General features: G+C 72.1%; 22 protein-coding genes. 11 read left to right on the top strand and 11 right to left on the bottom strand.

The window, feature by feature from the left end:
• Window positions 1–55: 55 nt before the first annotated feature.
• Window positions 56–841, bottom strand: a complete 786-nt coding sequence (locus M6G08_RS14410; protein WP_272587563.1) for a class I SAM-dependent methyltransferase — start codon at window positions 839–841, stop codon at window positions 56–58.
• Window positions 842–941: 100 nt separating this feature from the next.
• Between M6G08_RS14410 and M6G08_RS14405 the strand changes: the two genes are divergently transcribed.
• Window positions 942–1,571: a CGNR zinc finger domain-containing protein gene (locus tag M6G08_RS14405; RefSeq protein WP_272587562.1), complete on the top strand. Its 630-nt coding sequence runs from the start codon at window positions 942–944 to the stop codon at window positions 1,569–1,571.
• Here the strand turns inward: M6G08_RS14405 and sodX are convergent.
• Window positions 1,475–1,912, bottom strand: coding sequence for a nickel-type superoxide dismutase maturation protease (sodX, locus tag M6G08_RS14400; protein WP_272587561.1), 438 nt, complete (start codon window positions 1,910–1,912; stop codon window positions 1,475–1,477). The genes M6G08_RS14405 and sodX overlap by 97 nt on opposite strands.
• 145 nt (window positions 1,913–2,057) lie before the next feature.
• Here sodX and sodN point away from each other — a divergent pair, with 145 nt between their 5' ends.
• Window positions 2,058–2,453 carry a superoxide dismutase, Ni gene (sodN, locus tag M6G08_RS14395; RefSeq protein WP_003973716.1) on the top strand — a complete coding sequence of 132 codons (396 nt, stop codon included), beginning with the start codon at window positions 2,058–2,060 and terminating at the stop codon, window positions 2,451–2,453.
• A 107-nt stretch (window positions 2,454–2,560) separates the two neighbouring features.
• Here the strand turns inward: sodN and M6G08_RS14390 are convergent, their stop codons facing one another.
• The 4 genes from M6G08_RS14390 to M6G08_RS14375 all read right to left on the bottom strand — a co-directional run bounded on the left by M6G08_RS14390 (window position 2,561) and on the right by M6G08_RS14375 (window position 6,685).
• Window positions 2,561–3,145, bottom strand: a complete 585-nt coding sequence (locus tag M6G08_RS14390; protein WP_272587558.1) for a dihydrofolate reductase family protein — start codon at window positions 3,143–3,145, stop codon at window positions 2,561–2,563.
• Window positions 3,146–3,176: 31 nt separating this feature from the next.
• Window positions 3,177–3,818: a GNAT family N-acetyltransferase gene (locus tag M6G08_RS14385; protein ID WP_272587557.1), complete on the bottom strand. Its 642-nt coding sequence runs from the start codon at window positions 3,816–3,818 to the stop codon at window positions 3,177–3,179.
• A 235-nt stretch (window positions 3,819–4,053) separates the two neighbouring features.
• Complete coding sequence (locus tag M6G08_RS14380) at window positions 4,054–5,190, bottom strand: family 2 encapsulin nanocompartment cargo protein polyprenyl transferase (RefSeq protein WP_272587556.1); 1,137 nt, start codon at window positions 5,188–5,190, stop codon at window positions 4,054–4,056.
• An 88-nt stretch (window positions 5,191–5,278) separates the two neighbouring features.
• On the bottom strand, window positions 5,279–6,685 hold the full coding sequence (locus M6G08_RS14375; protein WP_272587555.1) for a family 2B encapsulin nanocompartment shell protein: 1,407 nt from the start codon (window positions 6,683–6,685) through the stop codon (window positions 5,279–5,281).
• A 328-nt stretch (window positions 6,686–7,013) separates the two neighbouring features.
• Between M6G08_RS14375 and M6G08_RS14370 the strand changes: the two genes are divergently transcribed.
• Together M6G08_RS14370 and M6G08_RS14365 are read left to right on the top strand one after the other, a co-directional pair.
• Entirely contained in the window at window positions 7,014–7,592 is a 579-nt protein-coding gene (locus tag M6G08_RS14370; RefSeq protein WP_272591343.1) for an N-acetylmuramoyl-L-alanine amidase, read from the top strand.
• Window positions 7,593–7,629: 37 nt separating this feature from the next.
• Window positions 7,630–8,538 (top strand): 1-aminocyclopropane-1-carboxylate deaminase/D-cysteine desulfhydrase, encoded by a 909-nt coding sequence (locus M6G08_RS14365; protein WP_272587554.1) that lies wholly within the window; start codon window positions 7,630–7,632, stop codon window positions 8,536–8,538.
• Between the two features lie 11 nt (window positions 8,539–8,549).
• Here M6G08_RS14365 and M6G08_RS14360 read toward each other — a convergent pair whose 3' ends face one another.
• The gene (locus M6G08_RS14360; RefSeq protein ID WP_272587553.1) at window positions 8,550–10,142 is read right to left on the bottom strand and encodes a Na+/H+ antiporter; all 1,593 of its coding nucleotides are present in this window, start codon (window positions 10,140–10,142) and stop codon (window positions 8,550–8,552) included.
• A gap of 61 nt (window positions 10,143–10,203) precedes the next feature.
• On the opposite strand from M6G08_RS14360, the gene M6G08_RS14355 reads away from it, so the two are divergent.
• From M6G08_RS14355 to M6G08_RS14345, 3 genes are all read left to right on the top strand, one after another.
• Complete coding sequence (locus tag M6G08_RS14355; protein WP_272587551.1) at window positions 10,204–10,464, top strand: UBP-type zinc finger domain-containing protein; 261 nt, start codon at window positions 10,204–10,206, stop codon at window positions 10,462–10,464.
• A 248-nt stretch (window positions 10,465–10,712) separates the two neighbouring features.
• Window positions 10,713–11,126 carry an ATP-binding protein gene (locus M6G08_RS14350; RefSeq protein ID WP_019326945.1) on the top strand — a complete coding sequence of 138 codons (414 nt, stop codon included), beginning with the start codon at window positions 10,713–10,715 and terminating at the stop codon, window positions 11,124–11,126.
• On the top strand, window positions 11,123–12,208 hold the full coding sequence (locus M6G08_RS14345) for an RNA polymerase sigma factor SigF (RefSeq protein ID WP_272587550.1): 1,086 nt from the start codon (window positions 11,123–11,125) through the stop codon (window positions 12,206–12,208). The genes M6G08_RS14350 and M6G08_RS14345 overlap by 4 nt, the downstream gene beginning before the upstream one ends.
• Before the next feature lie 29 nt (window positions 12,209–12,237).
• Here the strand turns inward: M6G08_RS14345 and M6G08_RS14340 are convergent, their stop codons facing one another.
• On the bottom strand, window positions 12,238–12,684 hold the full coding sequence (locus M6G08_RS14340) for a hypothetical protein (protein ID WP_272587549.1): 447 nt from the start codon (window positions 12,682–12,684) through the stop codon (window positions 12,238–12,240).
• Window positions 12,685–12,810: 126 nt separating this feature from the next.
• Here M6G08_RS14340 and M6G08_RS14335 point away from each other — a divergent pair, with 126 nt between their 5' ends.
• The gene (locus tag M6G08_RS14335; RefSeq protein WP_272587548.1) at window positions 12,811–13,779 is read left to right on the top strand and encodes a diacylglycerol/lipid kinase family protein; all 969 of its coding nucleotides are present in this window, start codon (window positions 12,811–12,813) and stop codon (window positions 13,777–13,779) included.
• Window positions 13,780–14,098: 319 nt separating this feature from the next.
• Window positions 14,099–14,356 (top strand): WhiB family transcriptional regulator, encoded by a 258-nt coding sequence (locus tag M6G08_RS14330; protein WP_003973730.1) that lies wholly within the window; start codon window positions 14,099–14,101, stop codon window positions 14,354–14,356.
• A gap of 240 nt (window positions 14,357–14,596) precedes the next feature.
• Here M6G08_RS14330 and M6G08_RS14325 read toward each other — a convergent pair whose 3' ends face one another.
• Together M6G08_RS14325 and M6G08_RS14320 are read right to left on the bottom strand one after the other, a co-directional pair.
• On the bottom strand, window positions 14,597–16,072 hold the full coding sequence (locus M6G08_RS14325; protein WP_272587547.1) for a sensor histidine kinase: 1,476 nt from the start codon (window positions 16,070–16,072) through the stop codon (window positions 14,597–14,599).
• A gap of 426 nt (window positions 16,073–16,498) precedes the next feature.
• Complete coding sequence (locus M6G08_RS14320; protein WP_272587546.1) at window positions 16,499–17,140, bottom strand: TetR/AcrR family transcriptional regulator; 642 nt, start codon at window positions 17,138–17,140, stop codon at window positions 16,499–16,501.
• Window positions 17,141–17,237: 97 nt separating this feature from the next.
• Here M6G08_RS14320 and M6G08_RS14315 point away from each other — a divergent pair, with 97 nt between their 5' ends.
• Window positions 17,238–17,990, top strand: a complete 753-nt coding sequence (locus M6G08_RS14315) for an SDR family oxidoreductase (RefSeq protein WP_272587545.1) — start codon at window positions 17,238–17,240, stop codon at window positions 17,988–17,990.
• A gap of 189 nt (window positions 17,991–18,179) precedes the next feature.
• Window positions 18,180–18,965, top strand: coding sequence for a glucosamine-6-phosphate deaminase (gene nagB, locus M6G08_RS14310; protein WP_272587544.1), 786 nt, complete (start codon window positions 18,180–18,182; stop codon window positions 18,963–18,965).
• Between the two features lie 720 nt (window positions 18,966–19,685).
• On the opposite strand, the gene M6G08_RS14305 is transcribed toward nagB, so the two are convergent.
• Window positions 19,686–21,176, bottom strand: a complete 1,491-nt coding sequence (locus M6G08_RS14305; protein ID WP_272587543.1) for a glycoside hydrolase family 3 protein — start codon at window positions 21,174–21,176, stop codon at window positions 19,686–19,688.
• Window position 21,177 lies beyond the last annotated feature (1 nt).

Raw genomic sequence — 21,177 nt, 5'->3', positions numbered from 1 at the left:
AACACGCCGGAGGGGCGGTACGGAGTCCGTACCGCCCCTCCGGCGTGTCCCCGGGCTACTTGACCGCCAGCAGCAGCGTGTCCGACGGCGAGCACCACACCGGCCGCGCCTCGCCGAAGCCCTTCTCGCGCAGCACACGCGCGTGCCACTGGGCCGAGGGCATGTCGCCGTCGGCGTGCTCGCCGTAGATCTCGAAGCGGCGGGCGGTGGGACCGGCGAGCACCGGGTCCTTGGCGGCGAGCTGCCACCACTCGGACCAGTCGAGGGCACCCCCCGCCTTGGCGGCGTCCATCTTCGCGTGCCGCTGCGCGCGCTCGGCCGCGTTGATCCGGGGCGTCGTCTCGTCGATCATGTGGTCCGCGTTCATGAAGACACCGCCGTCGCGGACGACCTCCGCGACCCGACCGTAGAGGGCCGCGAGGGGTTCGGCGTGGAGCCAGTGCAGGGCCGTGGCGGTCAGTACGGCGTCGTACGAGTCGTACGGCAGCCCCGCCGTCCAGTCGGGGTCCTTGAGGTCGGCGGTGACCAGACAGACCCGTTCGTCGCCGGCGAAGGTTCCCTCGGCGATGGCGAGGAGCGCCGGGTCGAGGTCCACGCCGGTGCTGGTGGCCGGCGGGAAGCGGGCCAGCAGCCGGGCCGTGATGGTGCCGGTGCCGCAGGCGAGGTCCAGCACCCGGGGCGCGGGCCCCACCAGTGCCTCGACCATGTCCAGCATGATCCGGAAGCGTTCCTCCCGGTCGGGCATGTACCACTCCTGCTGCCGGTCCCAGCTCTCCTGCCAGGCCTGCCAGTCGGCTGCGGGTGCGGGTGTGGTGGCCGTGGTGATGTCCGCGTCCGTCATCGAGCCCCTCCGTCGCGTGCGTCACGTAATACCCTGTAAGCGCGATCAGCCATTACCTGACCGCAGGCACGACCATAGAGCCCCTTCGTAAGGACTACAAGTGGAACTGGCCTATTACTCGGACTACGCCGTGCGTCTCGTCAACACCGAGGAACCGGCCCGGGGGCAGGACTCCCTCACCTCGGTCGAGGCCGTACGCGAGCTCTTCGGCGCCAACCAGTCGGCGGCCCGGCGCGCCACTGACGCGGACGTGACCCGCTTCCGCTCGGTCCGCGGGCGGCTGCGCGCGGTCTTCGAGGCGGCCGACGGCGGCGACGAGACCCTCGCCGTGGACCTGCTCAACTCCCTCCTGCTGGAGTTCCCGGTGAGCCCGCAGATCTCCGGCCACGACCACCGCGACGACGACGGCAGCCCGCTGTGGCACATGCACCTGGCGGACCACCCGTCCAACGCGACCGCCGGTTTCGCCGCCATCGCGGCGATGGGCCTGGCCTTCCACCTCACCGAGTACGGCGTGGACCGCCTGGGCCTGTGCGAGGCGGCCCCCTGCCGCAACGCCTACCTGGACACCTCGACGAACCGCTCCCGGCGCTACTGCTCGGACCGCTGCGCCACCCGCGCCAACGTGGCGGCCTACCGCGCCCGCAAGCGCCTGGAGGCGGACCGGTCGGTCAGCACCGGCCGCAGCGCGGAGAGCGCCCAGCGGCCCACGGCGAACGGCGAGCGCTGACCGGGCTTCAGGGGCCGGTACCGCGCCCGCGCCCGGCCGAGCACCAGTTCCTCCGGAACGACCCCGTAGTCGGTGCTGTCACCGCCCGCGAAGGCGTTGTCGCCGAGCACCCACCAGCCGGTCCCGCGCCGCTCGACGGCCCGCTTGACCACCAGCAGGTCCTGCTGGAAGGGATGCCGCAGCACCACGACGTCACCCGGCCGGACCCGCGCACCCCAGTGCACGAGGAGCACGTCGCCGTGGTGCAGCGTGGGCACCATCGACGGCCCGGTCACCTCGGCCGGGCCGAAAGGCAACGCCCCTCTCGGGCGTTCGGTCTCCTGCGACGACTGCTCCGGCATGACCCGGCACCTCCCCGGTGTTTCCTCCACCAGTCTCAGTCTCACCCCGGACTTTTGTCCTAAGCCCACGGGGGCACTCGCGAAATCGCGCCTCCCAGGGAGTAATGTCCCCCCTGAGAAGACGATCACGAGGAAGGAACGCTTCATGCTTTCCCGCCTGTTTGCCCCCAAGGTCACGGTCAGCGCCCACTGCGACCTGCCCTGCGGCGTGTACGACCCGGCCCAGGCCCGCATCGAGGCGGAGTCGGTGAAGGCCGTGCAGGAGAAGATGGCCGGCAACGACGACCCGCACTTCCAGACGCGTGCCACGGTCATCAAGGAGCAGCGCGCCGAGCTGGCGAAGCACCACGTCTCCGTGCTGTGGAGCGACTACTTCAAGCCGCCGCACTTCGAGAAGTACCCGGAGCTGCACCAGCTGGTCAACGACACCCTGAAGGCCCTGTCGGCCGCCAAGGGCTCGAAGGACCCGGCGACCGGCCAGAAGGCGCTGGACTACATCGCCCAGATCGACAAGATCTTCTGGGAGACCAAGAAGGCCTGACGCACGGTCTTCCCCTCCGCACCCGGCCCGCGGGGCGCCGACCACGGCGTCCGTGGCGGTCCGGGTGCGGTCGTTTCCGGCCTCGCCGCAGCGGGCGGTGACGCCGGTCAGCGCCTCCTGCGGTACGTCCGCACCACGACGCCGTTGCCGAAGCTCCGCACCGACTGCGGGACGAACTCGGTGACGGCGAAGCCGGTCCCGAACATCGGCATGCCGGTGCCCAGCACCACGGGGTAGGTCTTGATGACCAGCTCGTCGACCTCGTCGAACAGCTCGCCGGCGACGGCCGACCCGCCGCACAGGTAGATGTCGAAACCGGTGTCCTCCGCCTTGAGTTCGCGGACCTTGCCGACCAGGTCCGCCGAGACGATCTCGACGTTGGGGTCGGGCGACTCCGAGAGAGTGCGGGAGGCGACGTACTCGCGCAGGTGCGCGTAGGGGCTGGTGACACCCTCCTTGAGGGCGAGCTCGTAGCTGGCCCTGCCCTGGACGATCGTGTCGAACCGCTTGTTCGGCAGGTCGTCGATGCCGAGCGGCCGCCGGCCGTGGGTCGGCAGGGTTTCGGGGTATTCCGCCTTCAGGAACGCGAGGAACTCCTCGTCGACGAACGGGACCATGAAGGCGGCGTCGCCGTCCGGGCCGCCGATGAAGCCGTCGATCGAGCAGGCGATGAAGTACGTGAGCTTGCGCAAGACGTTGCCCTCCCCCTTGAGACCACTCCATTCATAGTACTCCAGGTGGGGTGGTCCGAGAGATTTGCCGCGGCTCACGCCACATCGGCCACATCCGGGGGCCGCCCGGGAGGTCCAGGGCCCGGCCGGTGAACTCGAACCCGAGGCGTTCGTACAGGTGCCTGCTGCGGTCGCTGCTCGCCGCCAGGTAGGCGGGCAGTCCCTCACGGTCGCACCGGCCGAGGACCGTCCCGACCAGCGCGGTGCCCAGGCCCTCGCCCTGCCGGCCGGGGGCCACGCCGATCATCCACAGGTACTCGTGGGCCCGGCCCGAGGGATGGACGCCTTCCGTCAGCCGGGCTATCAGCTCCACCCGCTCGTTGTCCGGATCGACTGCCTCGCGCACCAGGGCCGGGACGTCCTCGGCATCGCCGCCCGGCTCCTCGCCGGCGCCTTCACCCGCGGGCACGGACAGCCAGAGCGCACAGGCCGCGCCGTCCTCGGTGATGTCGATGCGCCCGTCGGCGAGCACGGCGTCGGTGAAGGCGGCCATGAGCCGGTGGTGAGTCCGGCGACGGTATTCCTCACCGGGGAAGACCCAGCCGCTGACCGGGTCGTCCTGGAACGCCTCGTCCAGCAGCCGGACGACCAGTTCCCGGTCGCCCTCCCCCGCCGTCCGGATCGCCACACCCATGTCCCGCCCGCCCCTTCGCCTCAACCTCGCTCGCGCGTACGGCGGTTGAGCTTAGAGCCTGTCCGACGAACGCCGAGGAGGCGGGCCCCGCACACCGTGGGGAAGTGCGGGACCCGCCGGGCCGGAGCCCTCGGCGGCGCGACCGTACGTCGGTCAGGTCCGTACGGCCCTGCACGGGCTCCGGGGTCGTGCCCGGCCGTGCGGCGCTCGATCGCCGCCGGACGGCCGGGGAGGGTCAGGTACTGCGCCGGGTCACGAACTCGGCCAGTGCGAGCAGGCCGCCCGCCGCCTCGGGATCGGGCACCGCGCGGGCCAGTTCCTGCATGGCCCGGGCCATGTGGTCGGCGGCCTGGGCCTGCGCCCAGTCACGGCCGCCCGCCCGCTCCACGGCCAGGGCGCTGCGCTCCAGGTCCTCCTTGTCCTCGTCGTACGGTGCCGAGTACAGCTCGGCGAGTGCGGCGGCGGCCGGGGTACCGGCGGTGAGCGCGGCGACCACCGGAAGCGACTTCTTCCGGGCGGCCAGGTCCGCGCCGGCCGGCTTGCCGGTGCGGCGCGGGTCGCCCCATATGCCGATGACGTCGTCGATCAGCTGGAACGCCAGCCCGGCCTCCCGGCCGAAGGCGTCCAGGGCCTCCACCTCCTCGTCGGCCGCCCCGGCGTAGAGCGCGCCGAGGGCACAGGCGCAGCCCAGCAGCGCGCCCGTCTTGGCCTCGGCCATGGCGAGCGTCTCCTCGAGCGTGACCTCGTCCGGGGCGCGCCGCTCCATGGCCGTGTCCGCGTGCTGGCCCTCGCAGAGTTCCATGACGCAGTCGGCGAGCCGGGCGGCGGCGGCCGCCGCCGCCGGGTGCGGGTCCGCGGCGAGCAGCCGCAGGGCCAGCGCCTGGAGGGCGTCCCCGGCGAGGATCGCGTCGGCGTCGCCGAACACGGTCCAGGCGGTCGGGCGGTGGCGCCGGGTGCTGTCGCGGTCCATCACGTCGTCGTGCAGCAGCGTGAAGTTGTGGACCAGCTCCACCGCCGCCGCGGCCGGCACCGCCGCCGTCCGGGCCGCGGGGCCGCCGAGGGCGGCGGCCGAGGCGAGGACCAGCGCGGGGCGGATCGCCTTGCCCGCGTTGCCGGACGCCGGTGTGCCGTCCGCGTGCTGCCAGCCGAAGTGGTAGAGCGCGACCCGCCGCATACCGGCGGGCAGGGTCGCGAGGGCGGACCGCAATCCGGGGTCGACCGACGCCCGGGACTCCCGCAGGAGCACCGCCGCCTCGTGCCCGTCGGCCGGGCCTTCCGGCTCTTCCCCCCGCTGTGTGCCGATGCGCTCGCCCCTGTCCAGCGTTCCGGTGGACCGGCACGCCCCACCGGTGCCGCGCGGAGCCTCCGTCATCGACCCGCCTCCCCCCGTGCGCCCGCGACCGTACCCCGGGGGTGTACCCGCCCGGGCGGGCGGGAACACGGCGTTCGGGAGACTGGCGTCACTGCCAGCGGCCGATCTCGACGTTCTCCAGCACGCCGAGCGCGTCCGGTACGAGGACGGCGGCCGAGTAGTAGGCCGTGACCAGGTACTTGATGATGGCCTGCTCGTTGATCCCCATGAACCGCACCGACAGACTCGGCTCGATCTCGTCGGGGATGCCGGTGGCGCGCAGCCCGATCACCCCCTGGTCCTGCTCGCCCGTACGCATCGCGATGATCGAGGACGTGCGGGCCTCGGTGACCGGGATCTTGTTGCACGGGTAGATCGGCACACCGCGCCAGGTCGGGATGCGGTTGCCGGCCACGTCGATCGTCTCGGGGACGAGTCCGCGCCGGTTGAACTCGCGGCCGATCGCGGCGATGGCCCGCGGGTGGGCGAGGAGCAGCTTGGTGCCGCGCCGGCGGCTCAGCAGCTCGTCGAGGTCGTCCGGGCCGGGCACGCCGTCGTGCGGCTGGATCCGCTGGTCGTACTCGCAGTTGTGCAGCAGGCCGAACTCGCGGTTGTTGATGAGCTCGTGCTCCTGGCGCTCCTTCAACGCCTCGACGGTCAGGCGGATCTGCTGCTCCGTCTGGTTCATCGGCTGGTTGTAGAGGTCGGCCACGCGCGAGTGGATGCGCAGCACGGTCTGGGCGACGCTCAGTTCGTACTCGCGGGGCCGCGCCTCGTAGTCGACGAAGGTGTGCGGGATGTCCGGCTCGCCGCTGTGGCCGGCGGAGAGGTCGATCGCCTTCTCGCCGTGCCTGTTGGTGGGCTGCTCGGGGAGCGAGCGGCGCTCCTCGAGGTGTGAGCGCAGGGAGTCCGAGCGCTCCGCGACCTGCCCCACCTCCTGGCGCGGAAGCACCAGCACCGTGCAAGCGGTGACCGTGCGGGCGGTGTACTCCCAGATGGCGTCCCCGTCCAGCAGCGCCTCGTCGCCGAAGTAGGCGCCGTCGGCGAGGACGCCGAGCACCGCGTCGTCGCCGTAGGGGCCGGTGCCGACCTTCTCCACCTTGCCGTGGGCCAGCAGGTACACCTCGTCGGCCTGGGCGCCGAACGAGGCGATCACCTCGCCGGGGCCGAACTCCCGCTGCTCGCAGCGCCGCGCGAGCTCCGAGAGCACCTCCTCGTCCTCGTACGAGCGCAGAGCCGGCAGTTCGCCCAGCTCCGCCGGGATGACCTCGACGCGGTCGCCGGTCTTCACGAACGTGACCCGGCCGTCGCCGATGGCAAAGGTCATGCGCCGGTTCACCCGGTACGTACCGCCCTGGATGTCGACCCAGGGAAGTGTGCGCAGCAGCCAGCGGGAGCTGATCTCCTGCATCTGAGGAACGGACTTGGTCGTGGTGGCCAGGTTCCGCGCGGCCGCCGTGCCGAGGCTCTGCTGCGGCCTGGTCTGCTCGGTGCGGACCTCTTCGCCTACCGACATAAGGAATTGCCCTCCCGGTCATGCCGGACGGCTGCGCCCGGCATCGATGTGCGGGGACCAGCCTTCCTCACGGAGCGTGCCGGTGCTATTACCCGAAAGAGCGGGAATGGATCACCGTCGGCCGGGGCAGACATGGGGGCTTGTTCGACGTATCGGCGTCTTGTCCGGCGCAGGTCAGAGCCGATGGCCGGTATGACATTGGCCGAAACGACTCGCACGGGGACCGAACAAGTCGTAGGGAGCACTCCATTTCGGTAGAAGCACCGTACGAGGCGGTCGCGCCGGGCGGTCGTCGCGCAGCGTGAAGGAGCCGGCCGTGGCCTCACCCATGTCCGCGAGCAGTTTCCTCAAGGCACTGAAGGCGGAGGGCCTCACCGTCGTGCAGGTCGGCGACTGGCGGGATCACAACCGCAACCACAAGGGGCCCTGGGGCCCCGTGCACGGTGTGATGATCCACCACACGGTCACCAAGGGAAGCGCGCGGACCGTCGAGATCTGCCGCAAGGGTTACGAAGATCTGCCGGGTCCGCTGTGCCACGGGGTCATCACCAAGGACGGCAAGGTCCACCTGGTCGGGTACGGACGGGCCAACCACGCCGGGCTGGGCGACGACGACGTGCTGCGCGCTGTGATCGCGGAGAAGGCGCTGCCCCGGGACAACGAGTCGAACACCGACGGCAACCGTCACTTCTACGGCTTCGAGTGCGAGAACCTGGGCGACGGCGACGATCCCTGGCCCGCCGCGCAGCTCGAGGCGATCGAGCGGGCCGCCGCCGCGGTCTGCCGCCATCACGGCTGGAATGAACGATCCGTCATCGGCCACCTCGAATGGCAGCCGGGGAAGGTGGACCCGCGGGGGTTCTCGATGGGGTCGATGCGGAGGCGGATCCGCGACCGGCTGAAGTGAGGCGTGCGCCCGGACCGCGCGGCGGGACAATGGCGGGGTGACCGGCACCTGCACCTCCGCACTCTCCGCTCTGCGACCGCGCCTGCCCTCCCCCTTGCAGGAGGTCGCCGACGAGCGGTTCGAGCGGCGCGGGCTCCGGCTGCTGCTGAAGCGCGACGACCTGATCCATCCGGAACTGGTCGGCAACAAGTGGCGCAAACTCGCTCCGAACCTCGCCGGCGCGGCCGGGAGCACCGTCGTCACGTTCGGCGGCGCGTACTCCAACCACCTGCGCGCCACGGCCGCCGCCGGCCGGCTGCTCGGGCTGCCCACGGTGGGCGTGGTGCGCGGTCAGGAACTGGCCGGCCGGCCGCTCAACCCCTCGCTGGCCCGGTGCGCGGCCGACGGCATGCGACTGCACTTCACCGACCGCTCCACGTACCGCCGCAAGACTGAGCCCGACGTCCTGGCGGCGCTCCTGCGCGCGGTGGACGCCGAGGACGCGGTCGTCGTGCCCGAGGGCGGCAGCAACCCGGCGGCCGTACGCGGCTGCCGGGCGCTCGGCGGGGAACTGGGCGAGCACGCCGACGTGGTCGCGCTCGCCTGCGGCACCGGCGGCACGCTGGCCGGGCTGGCCGCGGGACTGCCCGCGGGACGGCGGGTGCTGGGCATCCCCGTGCTCAGGGGCGGCTTCCTGACCGAGGACATACGGCGGCTCCAGGACCGGGCGTTCGGCGGGCCGCGCGGCGACTGGAGCCTCGACGACCGCTTCCACTTCGGCGGCTACGCCCGCACCACCGCCGGGCTCGAAGCCTTCGCCGAGGACTTCGAACGCCGCCACGGCCTGCCCGTGGAGCGCGTCTACGTCGCCAAGATGCTGCACGCCCTGGTCACCCTGGCCGAGGAGGGCGCGTTCCCGCGCGGGACGACCGTGGCCGCGGTCGTCACCGGCCGTCCCTTCCCCTGACCCCGGCCGGCCTACGTCGTCTCCCGGTACGCCGCCGCCTCCTCCAGGTCCAGCCGGCGCAGCAGGGTCCGCAGCATCTCGTCGTCGATGTACCGGCCGTCCCGCAGCCGCACGAAGACCTCCCGCTCTGCGCCGATCATCTCCCGCGACAGCCGCCGGTAGGTGTCGTCGACGCTCTCCCCGGTGACGGGGTTGACCTGGCCTAGCCGTTCCCAGACGGCGTTGCGGCGACGCTCCAGGACCGTGCGCAGACGGTCGGCGAGGGGGGTCGGCAGCGCGTTGCGCTCGTCGGCGAGGAGGTCGTCCAGGCGCTGCTCGGCGGCGCGGGAGGCCTGCGCCTGGGCGTTGGCCTCGGCCAGCGTCTCGGCCTGGACGTCATGGGCGGGGAACTTCAGCAGGCGGATCAGCGGCGGCAGGGTGACGCCCTGGACGACCAGCGTGCCGATGACCGTGGTGAAGGTGAGGAACAGGATGAGGTTCCGCTCGGGGAAGGGCCCGCCGCCGTGCACGGTGAGCGGGATGGAGAAGGCGATGGCCAGCGAGACCACCCCCCGCATCCCCGCCCAGCCGATCACGAACGGTCCCTTCCAGGAGAGGTCCCCCTCGCGCGCGCGGACGCGTGCCGACAGGCGCGGCAGGTAGGTCGCCGGATACACCCACACGAAGCGGGCCACGGCGACCACCAGGAAGACGGCTACCGCGTACCAGGCGGCGTCGGTGCCCTCGTAGTCCCCGAGGCCCTTGAGGACCACGGGGAGCTGGAGGCCGATCAGCGCGAACACGGACGACTCCAGCACGAAGGCGACCATCTTCCAGACCGCGTCCTCCTGGAGGCGGGTGGCGAAATCGACCTCCCACGCGCGGTGGCCGAGGAACAGCGCGACGACCACCACCGCCAGCACCCCGGACGCGTGCACCTGCTCGGCGACCGCGTAGGCGGCGAAGGGGATCAGCAGCGAGAGCGTGTTCTGGAGGAGGGCCTCCTTCACGTGCGTGCGCAGCCAGTGGAGCGGCACCATCAGCACCAGCCCGACACCGACGCCGCCGACCGCCGCGATCAGGAACTCCGTGATCCCGCCGGCCCAGGTGGCTCCTTCGCCGACCGCCGCGGCGAGCGCCACCCGGAAGGCGGTGATCGCGGTGGCGTCGTTCACCAGGGACTCGCCCTGGAGGATCGTGGTGATCCGGTTCGGCAGCCCCACCCGGCGCGCCACCGCCGTCGCCGCGACGGCGTCGGGCGGAGCCACCACCGCGCCGAGCACCAGGGCCGCGGTCAGGGGCAGGCCCGGCACGATCAGGTACGCGGCGGCGCCCACGACGAAGGTCGCGAAGAGCACGTAGCCGACGGACAGCAGCGCCACGGGCCGCAGCTGCGCCCGCAGGTCGAGGTAGGAGCTGTCGGTGGCCGCCGTGTGGAGCAGCGGGGGCAGCAGCAGCGGGAGGACGATGTGCGGGTCGAGGGTGTAGTCGGGCACGCCGGGCACGTAGCTCACGGCCAGTCCCACGGCCACCAGCAGCAGCGGCGCCGGCACCGGTAGCCTCCGGCCCGCCGCGGCGATCGCGGCGCTGCCCGCCACCAGCAACAGCAGCGGCATCACGTCCATCGTCCTCGCCCGCCCTCGTCGTCCACGCGGTGCTCCGCCCGCCCGTCGTAACCTGGCAATCATGAAACAGTGCACGCACGCCGACGCGCTGCCGCACCCGGAACCGGAGCCACGCAGCGAGACCTGCCCGGAGTGTCTGGCCGAGGGGACGGACCCGGTGCAGCTGAGGCTGTGCCTCGTGTGCGGCCACGTCGGCTGCTGCGACTCCTCGCCGAGGCGGCACGCGACCGCGCACCACGAGGAGACCGGCCACCCGGTGATGCGCACCTTCGAGCCCGGGGAGAGCTGGCGTTGGTGTTTCGTGGATCACGTACTCGTGTGACCTCGGCCGGGGACGGTTCGACCGTCTGAGGCCTGGGTACGTCAACCCGGCGCGCGCTCTTCCGATTTGAGCCCGCCGAACCCCTAGCCACTGTGCGTGTTCATGTGTTTACTATGAGTGACAGCAAGGGGTTGGGGTCTCGGGGACAGGAAAGTTCGGAGCGCGATAACGTCACCGCTGAACCACGTATCGCGTTACCCCGAGGTGAACCTCGGCCCTGTAACGCTTGTACCACCTTGGAGGTGAGGGTGTCCCAGATCGCAGGCGAGCCCGCGACCCAGGACTTCGTCGAAGTCCGGCTGCCGGCCGCGGGTGCCTACCTGTCGGTGCTGCGTACGGCCACGGCCGGTCTCGCGGCCCGTTTGGACTTCACCCTCGACGAGATCGAGGACCTGCGCATCGCAGTCGACGAGGCCTGCGCGATCCTGCTCCAGCAGGCCGTGCCCGGCTCGGTGCTCAGTTGCGTCTTCCGTCTCGTCGACGACTCGCTCGAGGTCACCGTCTCGGCACCGACCACGGACGGACACGCCCCCTCGCGGGACACCTTCGCCTGGACCGTGCTGTCCGCCCTCGCGGGCAAGGTCTCCTCAGCCGTGGACGAGGACAACACCGTTTCGATCAGCCTCTACAAACAGCGCGGCGCGGGACCCGGGCCGGCGTGAGGAACGGGGACGGGCCGGTGCGGGACGAAGAGCGCGGCACACGGGAGCGGCCGGCCGAGGGCACACGTGCCGGGAGCGAGGCCCGGGGCATGGCGGACGGCATCGACGGCATCCCCGAGCAGGCCCGGCCGCATCCTCAGGACGAGGCCTCGCCCGAGGCCGTCGTCCCGGGCGACGGGCAGCGGAGCGGGGACACTCCCGTGCGGCCCGTCCGAGCGGAGGCGAAGGCTCGGGAAAGGGCAACGGGCGGGACGATGAGCGAGCACGAGCGACACGCCGAGGAAGACGCGCCGGGTGCACGGGGCACGCAGGGCACGCGCCACGACCCGCAGGACCGCAGCGGGGCGCGCCTGATGTTCACCGAGTTGCGCACCCTGGAGAAGGACAGCCCCGAGTACGCGGAGCTGCGCAACCGTCTCGTCCGCATGCACCTCCCCCTCGTCGAGCACCTCGCGCGCCGCTTCCGCAACCGCGGGGAGCCCCTGGACGACCTCACCCAGGTCGCCACCATCGGACTGATCAAGTCGGTCGACCGCTTCGACCCGGACCGCGGGGTCGAGTTCTCCACGTACGCGACCCCCACGGTCGTCGGCGAGATCAAGCGGCACTTCCGGGACAAGGGCTGGGCGGTGCGCGTGCCGCGCCGGCTCCAGGAACTGCGGCTGGCCCTGACGACGGCCACCGCGGAGCTCTCGCAGCTGCACGGCCGCTCCCCCACCGTGCACGAGCTCGCCGAGAAGCTGTCGATCTCGGAGGAGGAGGTCCTGGAGGGCCTGGAGTCGGCCAACGCGTACTCCACCCTGTCCCTGGACGTCCCGGACACCGACGACGAGTCCCCGGCGGTCGCGGACACCCTCGGGGCCGAGGACGAGGCGCTGGAGGGCGTCGAGTACCGCGAGTCGCTCAAGCCGCTGCTGGAGGACCTGCCGCCGCGGGAGAAGCGGATCCTGCTGCTGCGCTTCTTCGGCAACATGACCCAGTCGCAGATCGCCCAGGAGGTGGGCATCTCCCAGATGCACGTGTCGCGGCTGCTGGCGCGCACGCTGGCGCAGCTGCGGGAGAAGCTGCTGGTCGAGGAGTAGCCGCGCCGACGGAGATCGCCGGGTGGCGGCTACTTCCGCGCGCTGCCGGGGCCCCGGATGCCGAGCGCCTGCGTGGTCGCGGGGTTCACCAGGAGCACCAGCGCCGTGACCGCGACGACGGCGAGCGCGATGCCCGCCGGGATGGCGACGCTGTCGGCGGTCAGCATGTTGTAGGCCACAGGCAGCGCCATGATCTGTGTGACGATGGCGGGCCCCCGGCTCCAGCCCCGTCGCGCGAGCAGGCCGCGGGCGGCGAGCAGCGGCAGCAGGGCGAGGACGATCAGGGTGACGCCGCCGGTGACGGCGGAGGTCCGGTCGTCGGGGTGGCCCGTGAGACCACCCACCAGCATCCAGGCTCCGCCGGCGACGAGCGCCAGCCCCTCCAGAGCGGCCAGGGCTGCCGCGGCGGTCAGCCGCCCGGGGCGGACTCCCGCCTCTTCGGCGGCTTCGGGGGTGGGGTTCTGCTCGCTGCTCACCCCTGAAGGGTAGCCCTCGCCGGCACCGCCGCCCGTGGGGGCGTCCGGCCCGTGCGCGCACCGCGGCCCGCGGCGATCTTCCCCTCGGGCTGGGCCGGGTACCGCCCAGTAGGTACCCTGCACAGCATGCGTGCACTTCTCGTGGTCAATCCGGCGGCAACCACCACGAGCGCGCGCACGCGCGACGTCCTGATCCACGCGCTCGCCAGCGAGATGAAGCTGGAGGCCGTCACCACGGAGTACCGCGGGCACGCGCGCGACCTCGGCCGGCAGGCGGCGCAGAGCGACGACATCGAGCTGGTGGTGGCCCTCGGCGGCGACGGCACGGTGAACGAGGTCGTCAACGGCCTGCTGCACGCCGGCCCCGATCCGGAGCACCTGCCGGGCCTCGCGGTGGTCCCCGGCGGCTCCACGAACGTCTTCGCCCGCGCGCTCGGCCTGCCCAACCACGCCGTGGAGGCCACCGGCGCCCTGCTCGACGCGCTGCGCGACGGCAGCGAGCGGACCGTCGGCCTGGGCCTGGCCTCCGGCACGCCCGGCACGGAGGACGAGGCGGTGCCGGCCCGCTGGTTCACCTTCAACGCCGGCCTGGGCTTCGACGCCGGCGTGGTCGGCCGGGTCGAGCAGCACCGTGAACGCGGCAAGAAGTCGACGCACGCCCTCTACGTCCGCCAGGTGATGCGCGCGCTCATCGGCGAGCCGCACCGCCGCAGCGGGACGATCACCCTGGAGCGGGCGGGCGAGGACCCGGTCACCGATCTGGTGCTGTCCATAGTCTCGAACACGTGCCCCTGGACGTTTCTCGGCAATCGCCCGATCTACGCGTCGCCGAAGGCCTCGTTCGACACCGCGCTCGACGTCTTCGGCCTCAGCCGTCTGTCGACGGCCGCGGTCGCCCGGTATGGGACCCAGTTGCTCACTTCGTCCCCCGAGCGCGGACCCCGTGGTCGGCACGCCGTCTCGCTGCACGACCTGACCGACTTCACCTTGCATTCGAAGGTGCCACTGCCCCTCCAGATGGACGGTGACCACCTGGGGCTGCGGACCAGCGTGACGTTCACAGGCGTACGCCGTGCACTGCGTGTGATTGTGTGAGCAGAAGGGGCTAAAGTCCTTTCACTCGAACGTTTAGACCAGGGTCCACCCCCAGGAAGTACGGCTGTGACCTAGTCGACACCGATGAATCAAAAAAAACTTTCCGGAAGGGGTTGTATCCGCCGCCGAGGTTTGCGAGTCTCTTCTTGGCGATCGGAACGGCCCGCAAGACCGGCCTCCACAGATCACCAGAACCCCTCTTCAAACCACAGGACCACGCCGGGCAACCTGGCGGTAGGCCCTTCCCTTGTTGAGGGATTCGTGAAAGCGTTCACATTCACAAGCACCCTGCATGTAATACCAAGGAGAGGTAGCAGCCATGGACTGGCGTCACCGCGCCGTTTGCCGCGAGGAAGACCCCGAGCTCTTCTTCCCCATCGGCAACACCGGTCCCGCGCTGCTGCAGATCGAGGAAGCCAAGGCCGTCTGCCGTCGCTGCCCTGTCATGGAGCAGTGCCTGCAGTGGGCGCTCGAGTCCGGTCAGGACTCCGGCGTCTGGGGTGGTCTCAGCGAGGACGAGCGCCGCGCGATGAAGCGCCGTGCCGCCCGCAACCGGGCTCGTCAGGCCTCCGCCTGACCAGCCACCCCTGCTGACAGCCTGAGCTTGGCGGCGTGTACAGCGCGTACACATCCCCCGCTCCCGAGCCGCAGCGCGCAGTACCCCCGATGCGCATCGGACGATGGATCGCACGAGCACTGGCCTCGGACCTTCACAGGTCCGGGGCTTTTTGCTGTCCCGGAGGCGCTGACGGTCCGGAGCTGACAGTCCGGACCAGTGAAGGTCCAGACCGGTGAAGGTCCGGACCACGGCCGCCTGCTACTTCTGCGCGGGCACCGGGATGTCCAGGATCACCCGGGTGCCGCGCTCGGGGGCGGGGACCATGTCGAAGCTGCCGCCGAGCTCGCCCTCGACCAGGGTGCGCACGATCTGCAGGCCCAGATTGCCCGAGCGGTGCGGGTCGAAGTCCTCGGGCAGGCCGATGCCGTCGTCCTGGACGGTGACCAGGAGCCGGGCCTCCCTGGTCGTGCCGCCGCGGACGGCGGAGACCTCGACCGTGCCGGTGTCGCTCTCCCGGAAGCCGTGTTCCAGTGCGTTCTGCAGGACTTCGGTCAGCACCATCGACAGGGGGGTGGCGACTTCCGCGTCCAGGATGCCGAAGCGACCGGTGCGCCGGCCGGTGACCCGGCCCGGCGAGATCTCCGCCACCATCGCCAGCACGCGGTCGGCGATCTCGTCGAACTCCACGCGCTCGTCCAGGTTCTGGGAGAGCGTCTCGTGCACGATCGCGATGGAGCCGACCCGGCGCACGGCCTCCTCCAGCGCCTCTCGGCCCCGGTCGGACTCGATCCGCCGCGCCTGGAGGCGCAGCAGGGCCGCCACCGTCTGGAGGTTGTTCTTCACCCGGTGGTGGATCTCCCGGATGGTGGCGTCCTTGGTGATCAACTCGCGCTCGCGGCGGCGCAGTTCCGTGACGTCGCGCAGGAGCACCAGCGATCCGATGCGCGTGCCCTTGGGTTTGAGCGGGATGGCACGGAACTGGATCACTCCGTCGTGCGCCTCGATCTCGAACTCGCGCGGCGCCCAGCCGCTGGCCACCTTGGCGAGCGCCTCGTCCACCGGGCCGCGCGACGGCGCGAGTTCGGCGGTGGTCCGGCCGAGGTGGTGGCCGACCAGGTCTGCGGCGAGGCCCATGCGGTGGTAGGCCGACAGCGCGTTCGGAGAGGCGTACTGGACGATGCCGTCGCCGTCCACCCGGATCAGGCCGTCGCCGACGCGGGGTGAGGCGTCCATGTCGACCTGCTGGTTCTCGAACGGGAAGGCGCCCGCCGCGATCATCTGGGCGAGGTCGGAGGCGCTCTGCAGGTACGTGAGCTCCAGGCGGCTCGGGGTGCGCACGGTGAGCAGGTTGGTGTTGCGGGCGATGACGCCGAGGACGCGCCCCTGACGCCGTACGGGGATGGACTCGACGCGGACCGGGACCTCCTCGCGCCACTCCGGGTCGCCCTCGCGCACGATCCGGCCCTCGTCCAGGGCGGCGTCCAGCATGGGCCGCCGGCCGCGCGGGACGAGGTGGCCGACCATGTCGTCCTGGTACGAGGTGGGTCCGGTGTTGGGGCGCATCTGGGCGACGGAGACGTAACGCGTGCCGTCGCGGGTGGGGACCCACAGGACCAGGTCGGCGAAGGAGAGGTCGGAGAGGAGCTGCCACTCCGAGACCAGCAGGTGGAGCCACTCGAGGTCGGAGTCGTCGAGTGCTGTGTGCTGGCGTACGAGTTCGTTCATGGAGGGCACGTGGCTGAGCGTACCTGGCGGTGCGGACAGCGCTCGCGATCAGCCGGTCGCACCGTTGCCCGGTCCCGACCGGGGCGCTCTTCGGGCCCGGGAACACCCGCGGGCCGCGGCGCCTGAGAGGGACCCTCAACCCTCCCGGCACCGCAGCCCGGAGCAACAACGGCCGTGGGGTGTGCGGTCCCGGTCGGCCGAAGGATGAGGAGCCGGGGCAGTCAGGGCAGAGAGCACCGGTTCCTCGGTCCGCCCTCCTGTGCGGGGAAGGCGGAAGCCTGACGATCACCTTGCCTGATACTCACGGCAAGTGTCTCAGTGGCCATTGTGGACTAGACCACTCGCCGTGTCCATGCGGTGGACGCCGTTTGTCGTTGTCGCGCTCGCCGACTGCTCGCGCGTCCGAGCACCCGGCAGAAGCCTAACCCTGTTGGCTCAGGCACGGGGCCAGACGGCCAGGGCAATTTCCGCGAGCGCCTCCAGTTCGGTCCGGCTCGCGCCGTCGCGCGCCTGCTGGGACATGCCCTGGATCATGGCACCCGTATACCGGGCGAGGGCGGCGGCGTCGGTGTCCGCGGGCAGCGCGCCCGCGGCGACGTCGGCGTCGATCCGGCTCTCGATAGCGGCGATGTTGGCGTTGCGCCGCCGGCGCAGGGACTCCTCGACCTCGGCCGTCGAGCAGTTGGCGGCGGCGTGGATGACGAGGCAGCCGTGCGGGCGCCCGGGCGCGGTGTACTCGGCCGCGGCCTCGCGCAGCATCCGCTCCACGCCCGCCCGTGCCGTCGGCTCTTCGGCGAGGGCGCGGTCCCCGAAGGAGCCGTACCGGACGCCGTACACCTGGACGACCTCCTCGAAGAGCGAACGCTTGTCGCCGAAGGCGGCGTAGAGGCTCGGGGCGCCGATGCCCATGGCACGGGTGAGGTCGGTAACCGACGTCGCCTCGTACCCGTGCTCCCAGAAGGCCATCAGCGCCTTCTCCAGGGCCGTCGTGCGATCGAAGGAGCGAGGGCGGCCACGGGTCCTGGCGCTTCGGGGCGGCGCCCCGGCCCGTTCGTTCTTCTCGTCGCTGCTCACCATGGAGTGCATTTTATAGCGACCACTAGAAAAAAGTCGCCGGCCTGCTGTACGGTCTTTTCTGTAGCGACCGCTAGATAAATTCGGAGGGGGCGCCGACATGGGCGTGCTTAGGGGCAGGACGGCTCTCGTCACGGGAGCGAGCAGGGGCATCGGGCGAGGGATCGCGCAGCGGCTGGGCCGCGACGGCGCCCGGGTCGCCGTGCACTACGGCCGGAACGGGGCGGCGGCGAAGGAGACGGTCGCCGCGATCGAGGCGGCGGGCGGCTCGGCGTTCGCCATCGAGGCCGACCTGCGCGCTCCCGGAGCGGCCGAGGCGCTGTGGGAGGAGTTCGACCGGCACGCCGACGGGCTGGACATCCTGGTGAACAACGCCGGGATCGGCAGTACGCGCCCCATCGGGGAGATAGGCGAGGAGGAGTACGACGCGGTCTTCGCGGTCAACGTGAAGGCACCGTTCTTCATCCTCAAGCACGGCATGGAGCGGCTGCGCGACGGCGGCCGGGTCGTCAACATCTCCTCGGGGCTGGCCCGCACCGCGGTGATGCCGGACAACATGGCGTACGCGATGACGAAGGGCGCGCTGGACGTGCTCTCGCGTGACCTCTCCAAGGTGCTGGGCACTCGGGGCATCACGGTGAACTCGGTGGCGCCCGGCGTCATCGACACGGACAACACGGCCGAGCTGCTGCACGGGAGCACGGACGGCTGGGACCGGGCGGCGGCACTCTCCGCGCTGGGCGGGGTGGGGACCCCGGCCGAGGTCGCCGACGTGGTCGCGTTCCTCGCCTCCCACGAGGGCCGGTGGGTCACGGGAAGCTGGGTGGACGCGACGGGAGGTTCACTGACATGACCCCGGCGTGAGACCGCCACCGCCAGACCGCCAGACCGCCACCGCCACCGCCACCGCCACCGCCACCGCCAGACCGTACCGCCCGACCGTTTCGACGCGCCCGCGGGGCCCGGCTCTGTTAGATTGGTCTAAACCACATAGCCAGTCCCGGGCCCCGGGTGAGTCCTCTCTTCGAAACGGCAGGCAAGCGTGGAAGTTGTCATCGTTCCCGACGCCAGGGCAGGCGGCGAGTTGATAGCCGAAGCCATGGCGCAGTTGCTCCGGCGCAAGCCCGACGCCCTGCTCGGGGTGGCCACCGGCTCGACGCCGCTGCCGGTGTACGAGGCGCTGACGGCAAAGGTGCGCTCGGGTGCCGTGGACGCCGCGCGGGCGCGGATCGCCCAGCTCGACGAGTACGTGGGGCTCCCGGCCGAGCATCCGGAGTCGTACCGCTCGGTGCTGCGGCGCGAGGTGCTCGAGCCGCTGGGCATCGGTATGGACGCGTTCATGGGTCCCGACGGCACGGCGGCGGACGTGCAGGACGCGTGCGAGGCGTACGACAAGGCGCTCGGCGCGGCCGGCGGCGTTGACCTCCAGCTGCTGGGGATCGGGACGGACGGGCACATCGGCTTCAACGAGCCGTGTTCCTCGCTCGCCTCCCGGACCCGGATCAAGACGCTCACCGAGCAGACCCGCGTCGACAACGCGCGTTTCTTCGACGGTGACATCGACCAGGTGCCGCACCACGTGATCACGCAGGGCATCGGCACCATCCTGGAAGCCCGGCACGTGGTGCTGCTCGCCACCGGCGAGGGCAAGGCGGACGCGGTGGCCGCGAGCGTCGAGGGGCCGGTCGCCGCCGTGTGCCCGGCGTCCGCGCTCCAGCTCCACCCGCACGCCACGGTCGTCGTCGACGAGGCCGCCGCCGCCAAGCTGAAGCTCGCCGACTATTTCCGGCACACGTACGCGCACAAGCCCGACTGGCAGGGAATCTGAGCGCACCCGGTCCCACGCACCGGACAGCCGCGTGCGGAGAGGGCGCCGTCCTGGGTGGACGGCGCCCTCCGTCGTCTCCGGCCCCGCAACGCGTTCTACGCCGTCCCGACGGGTGGCGCCTCCGCCGTCCCGGTGGGTGCCCGTTCGCCGCCCCGGTGGGCGCTTTGGCACTCCGTCGGCGGGCAGCGCCCCCCTCCCTCGCCTCGCCCCTCGCCCTCGCCCTCGCCCCTGGCAGGCGACTCCCTGCTCCCCCGGCGGGCAGCTCCCTTCTCCGGCCCTGCGGGCGGTGCGCCTCGCCGTCCCGGCGGACCGGCATGTCCGGTCCCGAGTGGCGGAGGTCGGACACGGCGGGTTCGGGACCGTGCGACGGCGGGCTGGGCAGCGTTCGCCAGTGCCTACTCAGGGACACGACCCCGATGCCACGCAACACCGCAACGTCCCCCACACCGCAACGCCCCTCCGCGCCACCGGACTCCCGCCCCGCCGGACGGGGGCCGCCGCGATGGCGCTCCCCCCCCCAGCACCTGACACACCCGCCACCGCACCGTCAAGCGCCCGCCCCCCACGGCCTGAGACACCCGTCCCACCGCACCGCCGAACACCACGCCCCGCAGGGTTCCACGCACCCCACCCACCCCACCGCCGAGCACCCGGTCACGCCGAAGGCGCCGGCCCCCACCCGAGGGGCCGGCGCCTTCGGCGTGCCGGTGGGCGTGCGCGCTACGCGCCCGCGACGGCCTCCGCCGCCGCACGGCCGCAGACACGGGCCGCGCCGTGGGTGGCCAGGTGGAGGGAGCCGCGGGGCTCGGCGCGGGGGACGCCCATCTCGACCACGAGCGTGTCTGGGCGGGCCGCCAGCAGCGTGTCCAGGGCCGCCGCCATCCAGGGGTGCCGGTGCTCGTCGCGGACGACGGCCACGATCCGGCGCTTCCCGGCGGCGGCCAGCACCTCTCCCCCGGCGTCCGGGCCGGTGAAGCTGCCGGTCTCCGTCCCGGGGAGCAGACGGGAGAGCTCGGCGGCGATGCCCCAGGGCGTCTCGTCGCCGACCGCGATGTTCGCGACCGGCGTCAGCGCGGCGACGTACGGCGGCTCGGTGAGCGGTGTGAAGCCGTCGGCGCCGGTGAGCCGCAGGGCGCGGCGGGCGGCACGCAGGCCCACCTCGGTGTCGGCGGTGTCCCGGGCCCGGCCGTCCGGACGGTTCGCCGCCGCCCAGCCGGCCAGGGCACGGACGCGTTCGGCGGCGTCGGCCAGGCGCTCCTCGGGCAGCTCGCCCGAGCGGACGGCCGCGACCAGGGCGTCGCTCAGCCGCCGTACCGTGTCCTCGTCGGAGAGCCCGCCGCCCACGCAGATCGCGTCGGCGCCGGCGGCGATGGCCAGTACGCTGCCGCGTTCGATGCCGTACGTGCCGGCGATGGCCCGCATCTCGATGCCGTCGGTGACGATCAGGCCCTGGTAGCCCAGCTCGTCGCGGAGCAGGTCGGTGAGGACGCGCCGGGACAACGTTGCCGGACGGTCCGGGTCCAGCGCCGGGGCCAGGATGTGGGCGCTCATCACCGCACGGCTGCCGGCGGCGATGGCCGCGCGGAAGGGGACCAGGTCGCGTGCGGCGAGCACGTCGCCGTCCGCGTCGATGCGCGGCACGGCGTGGTGGGAGTCGACGGCCGTGTCACCGTGTCCGGGGAAGTGCTTGGTGCAGGCGGCCACGCCGGACGACTGCAGGCCGGTGACGTACGCGGCGGTGTGCCGGGCGACCAGGTCGGTGCCGGCGCCGAAGGAGCGCACGCCGATCACCGGGTTGTCCGGGTTGGAGTTCACGTCGGCGGACGGGGCCCAGTTGAGGTTGACCCCGCAGTCCGCGAGCCGGCGGCCCAGTTCCGCGGCCACCTCGCGGGTGAGCCCGACGTCGTCCACCGCGCCGAGGGCGAGGTTGCCGGGGAAGGAGGAGCCGGTGCGCACCTCCAGGCGGGTGACGTCGCCGCCCTCCTCGTCGATGGCGACGAGGACGTCCTCGCGCCCGGCGCGCAGCTGCGCGGTCAGCGCGGCCACCTGCTCGGGTGTGCTGACGTTGCGCCCGAACAGGGCGACGGAGGCCAAGCCCTCGTCGAGGCGGCGCAGCAGCCAGTCGGGCGCGGTGGTTCCGGTGAAGCCGGGCTGGAGGACCGCGAGCGCGTCGCGCGTGAGGGTGTCGGTGGCCCTGGCGATGGTGGTCATC

The organism is Streptomyces sp. M92 (assembly GCF_028473745.1).
Lineage (GTDB): Bacteria > Actinomycetota > Actinomycetes > Streptomycetales > Streptomycetaceae > Streptomyces.
Note: the sequence above shows the minus strand (reverse complement) of the source record. Positions and strands in the feature narration are given on the sequence as shown.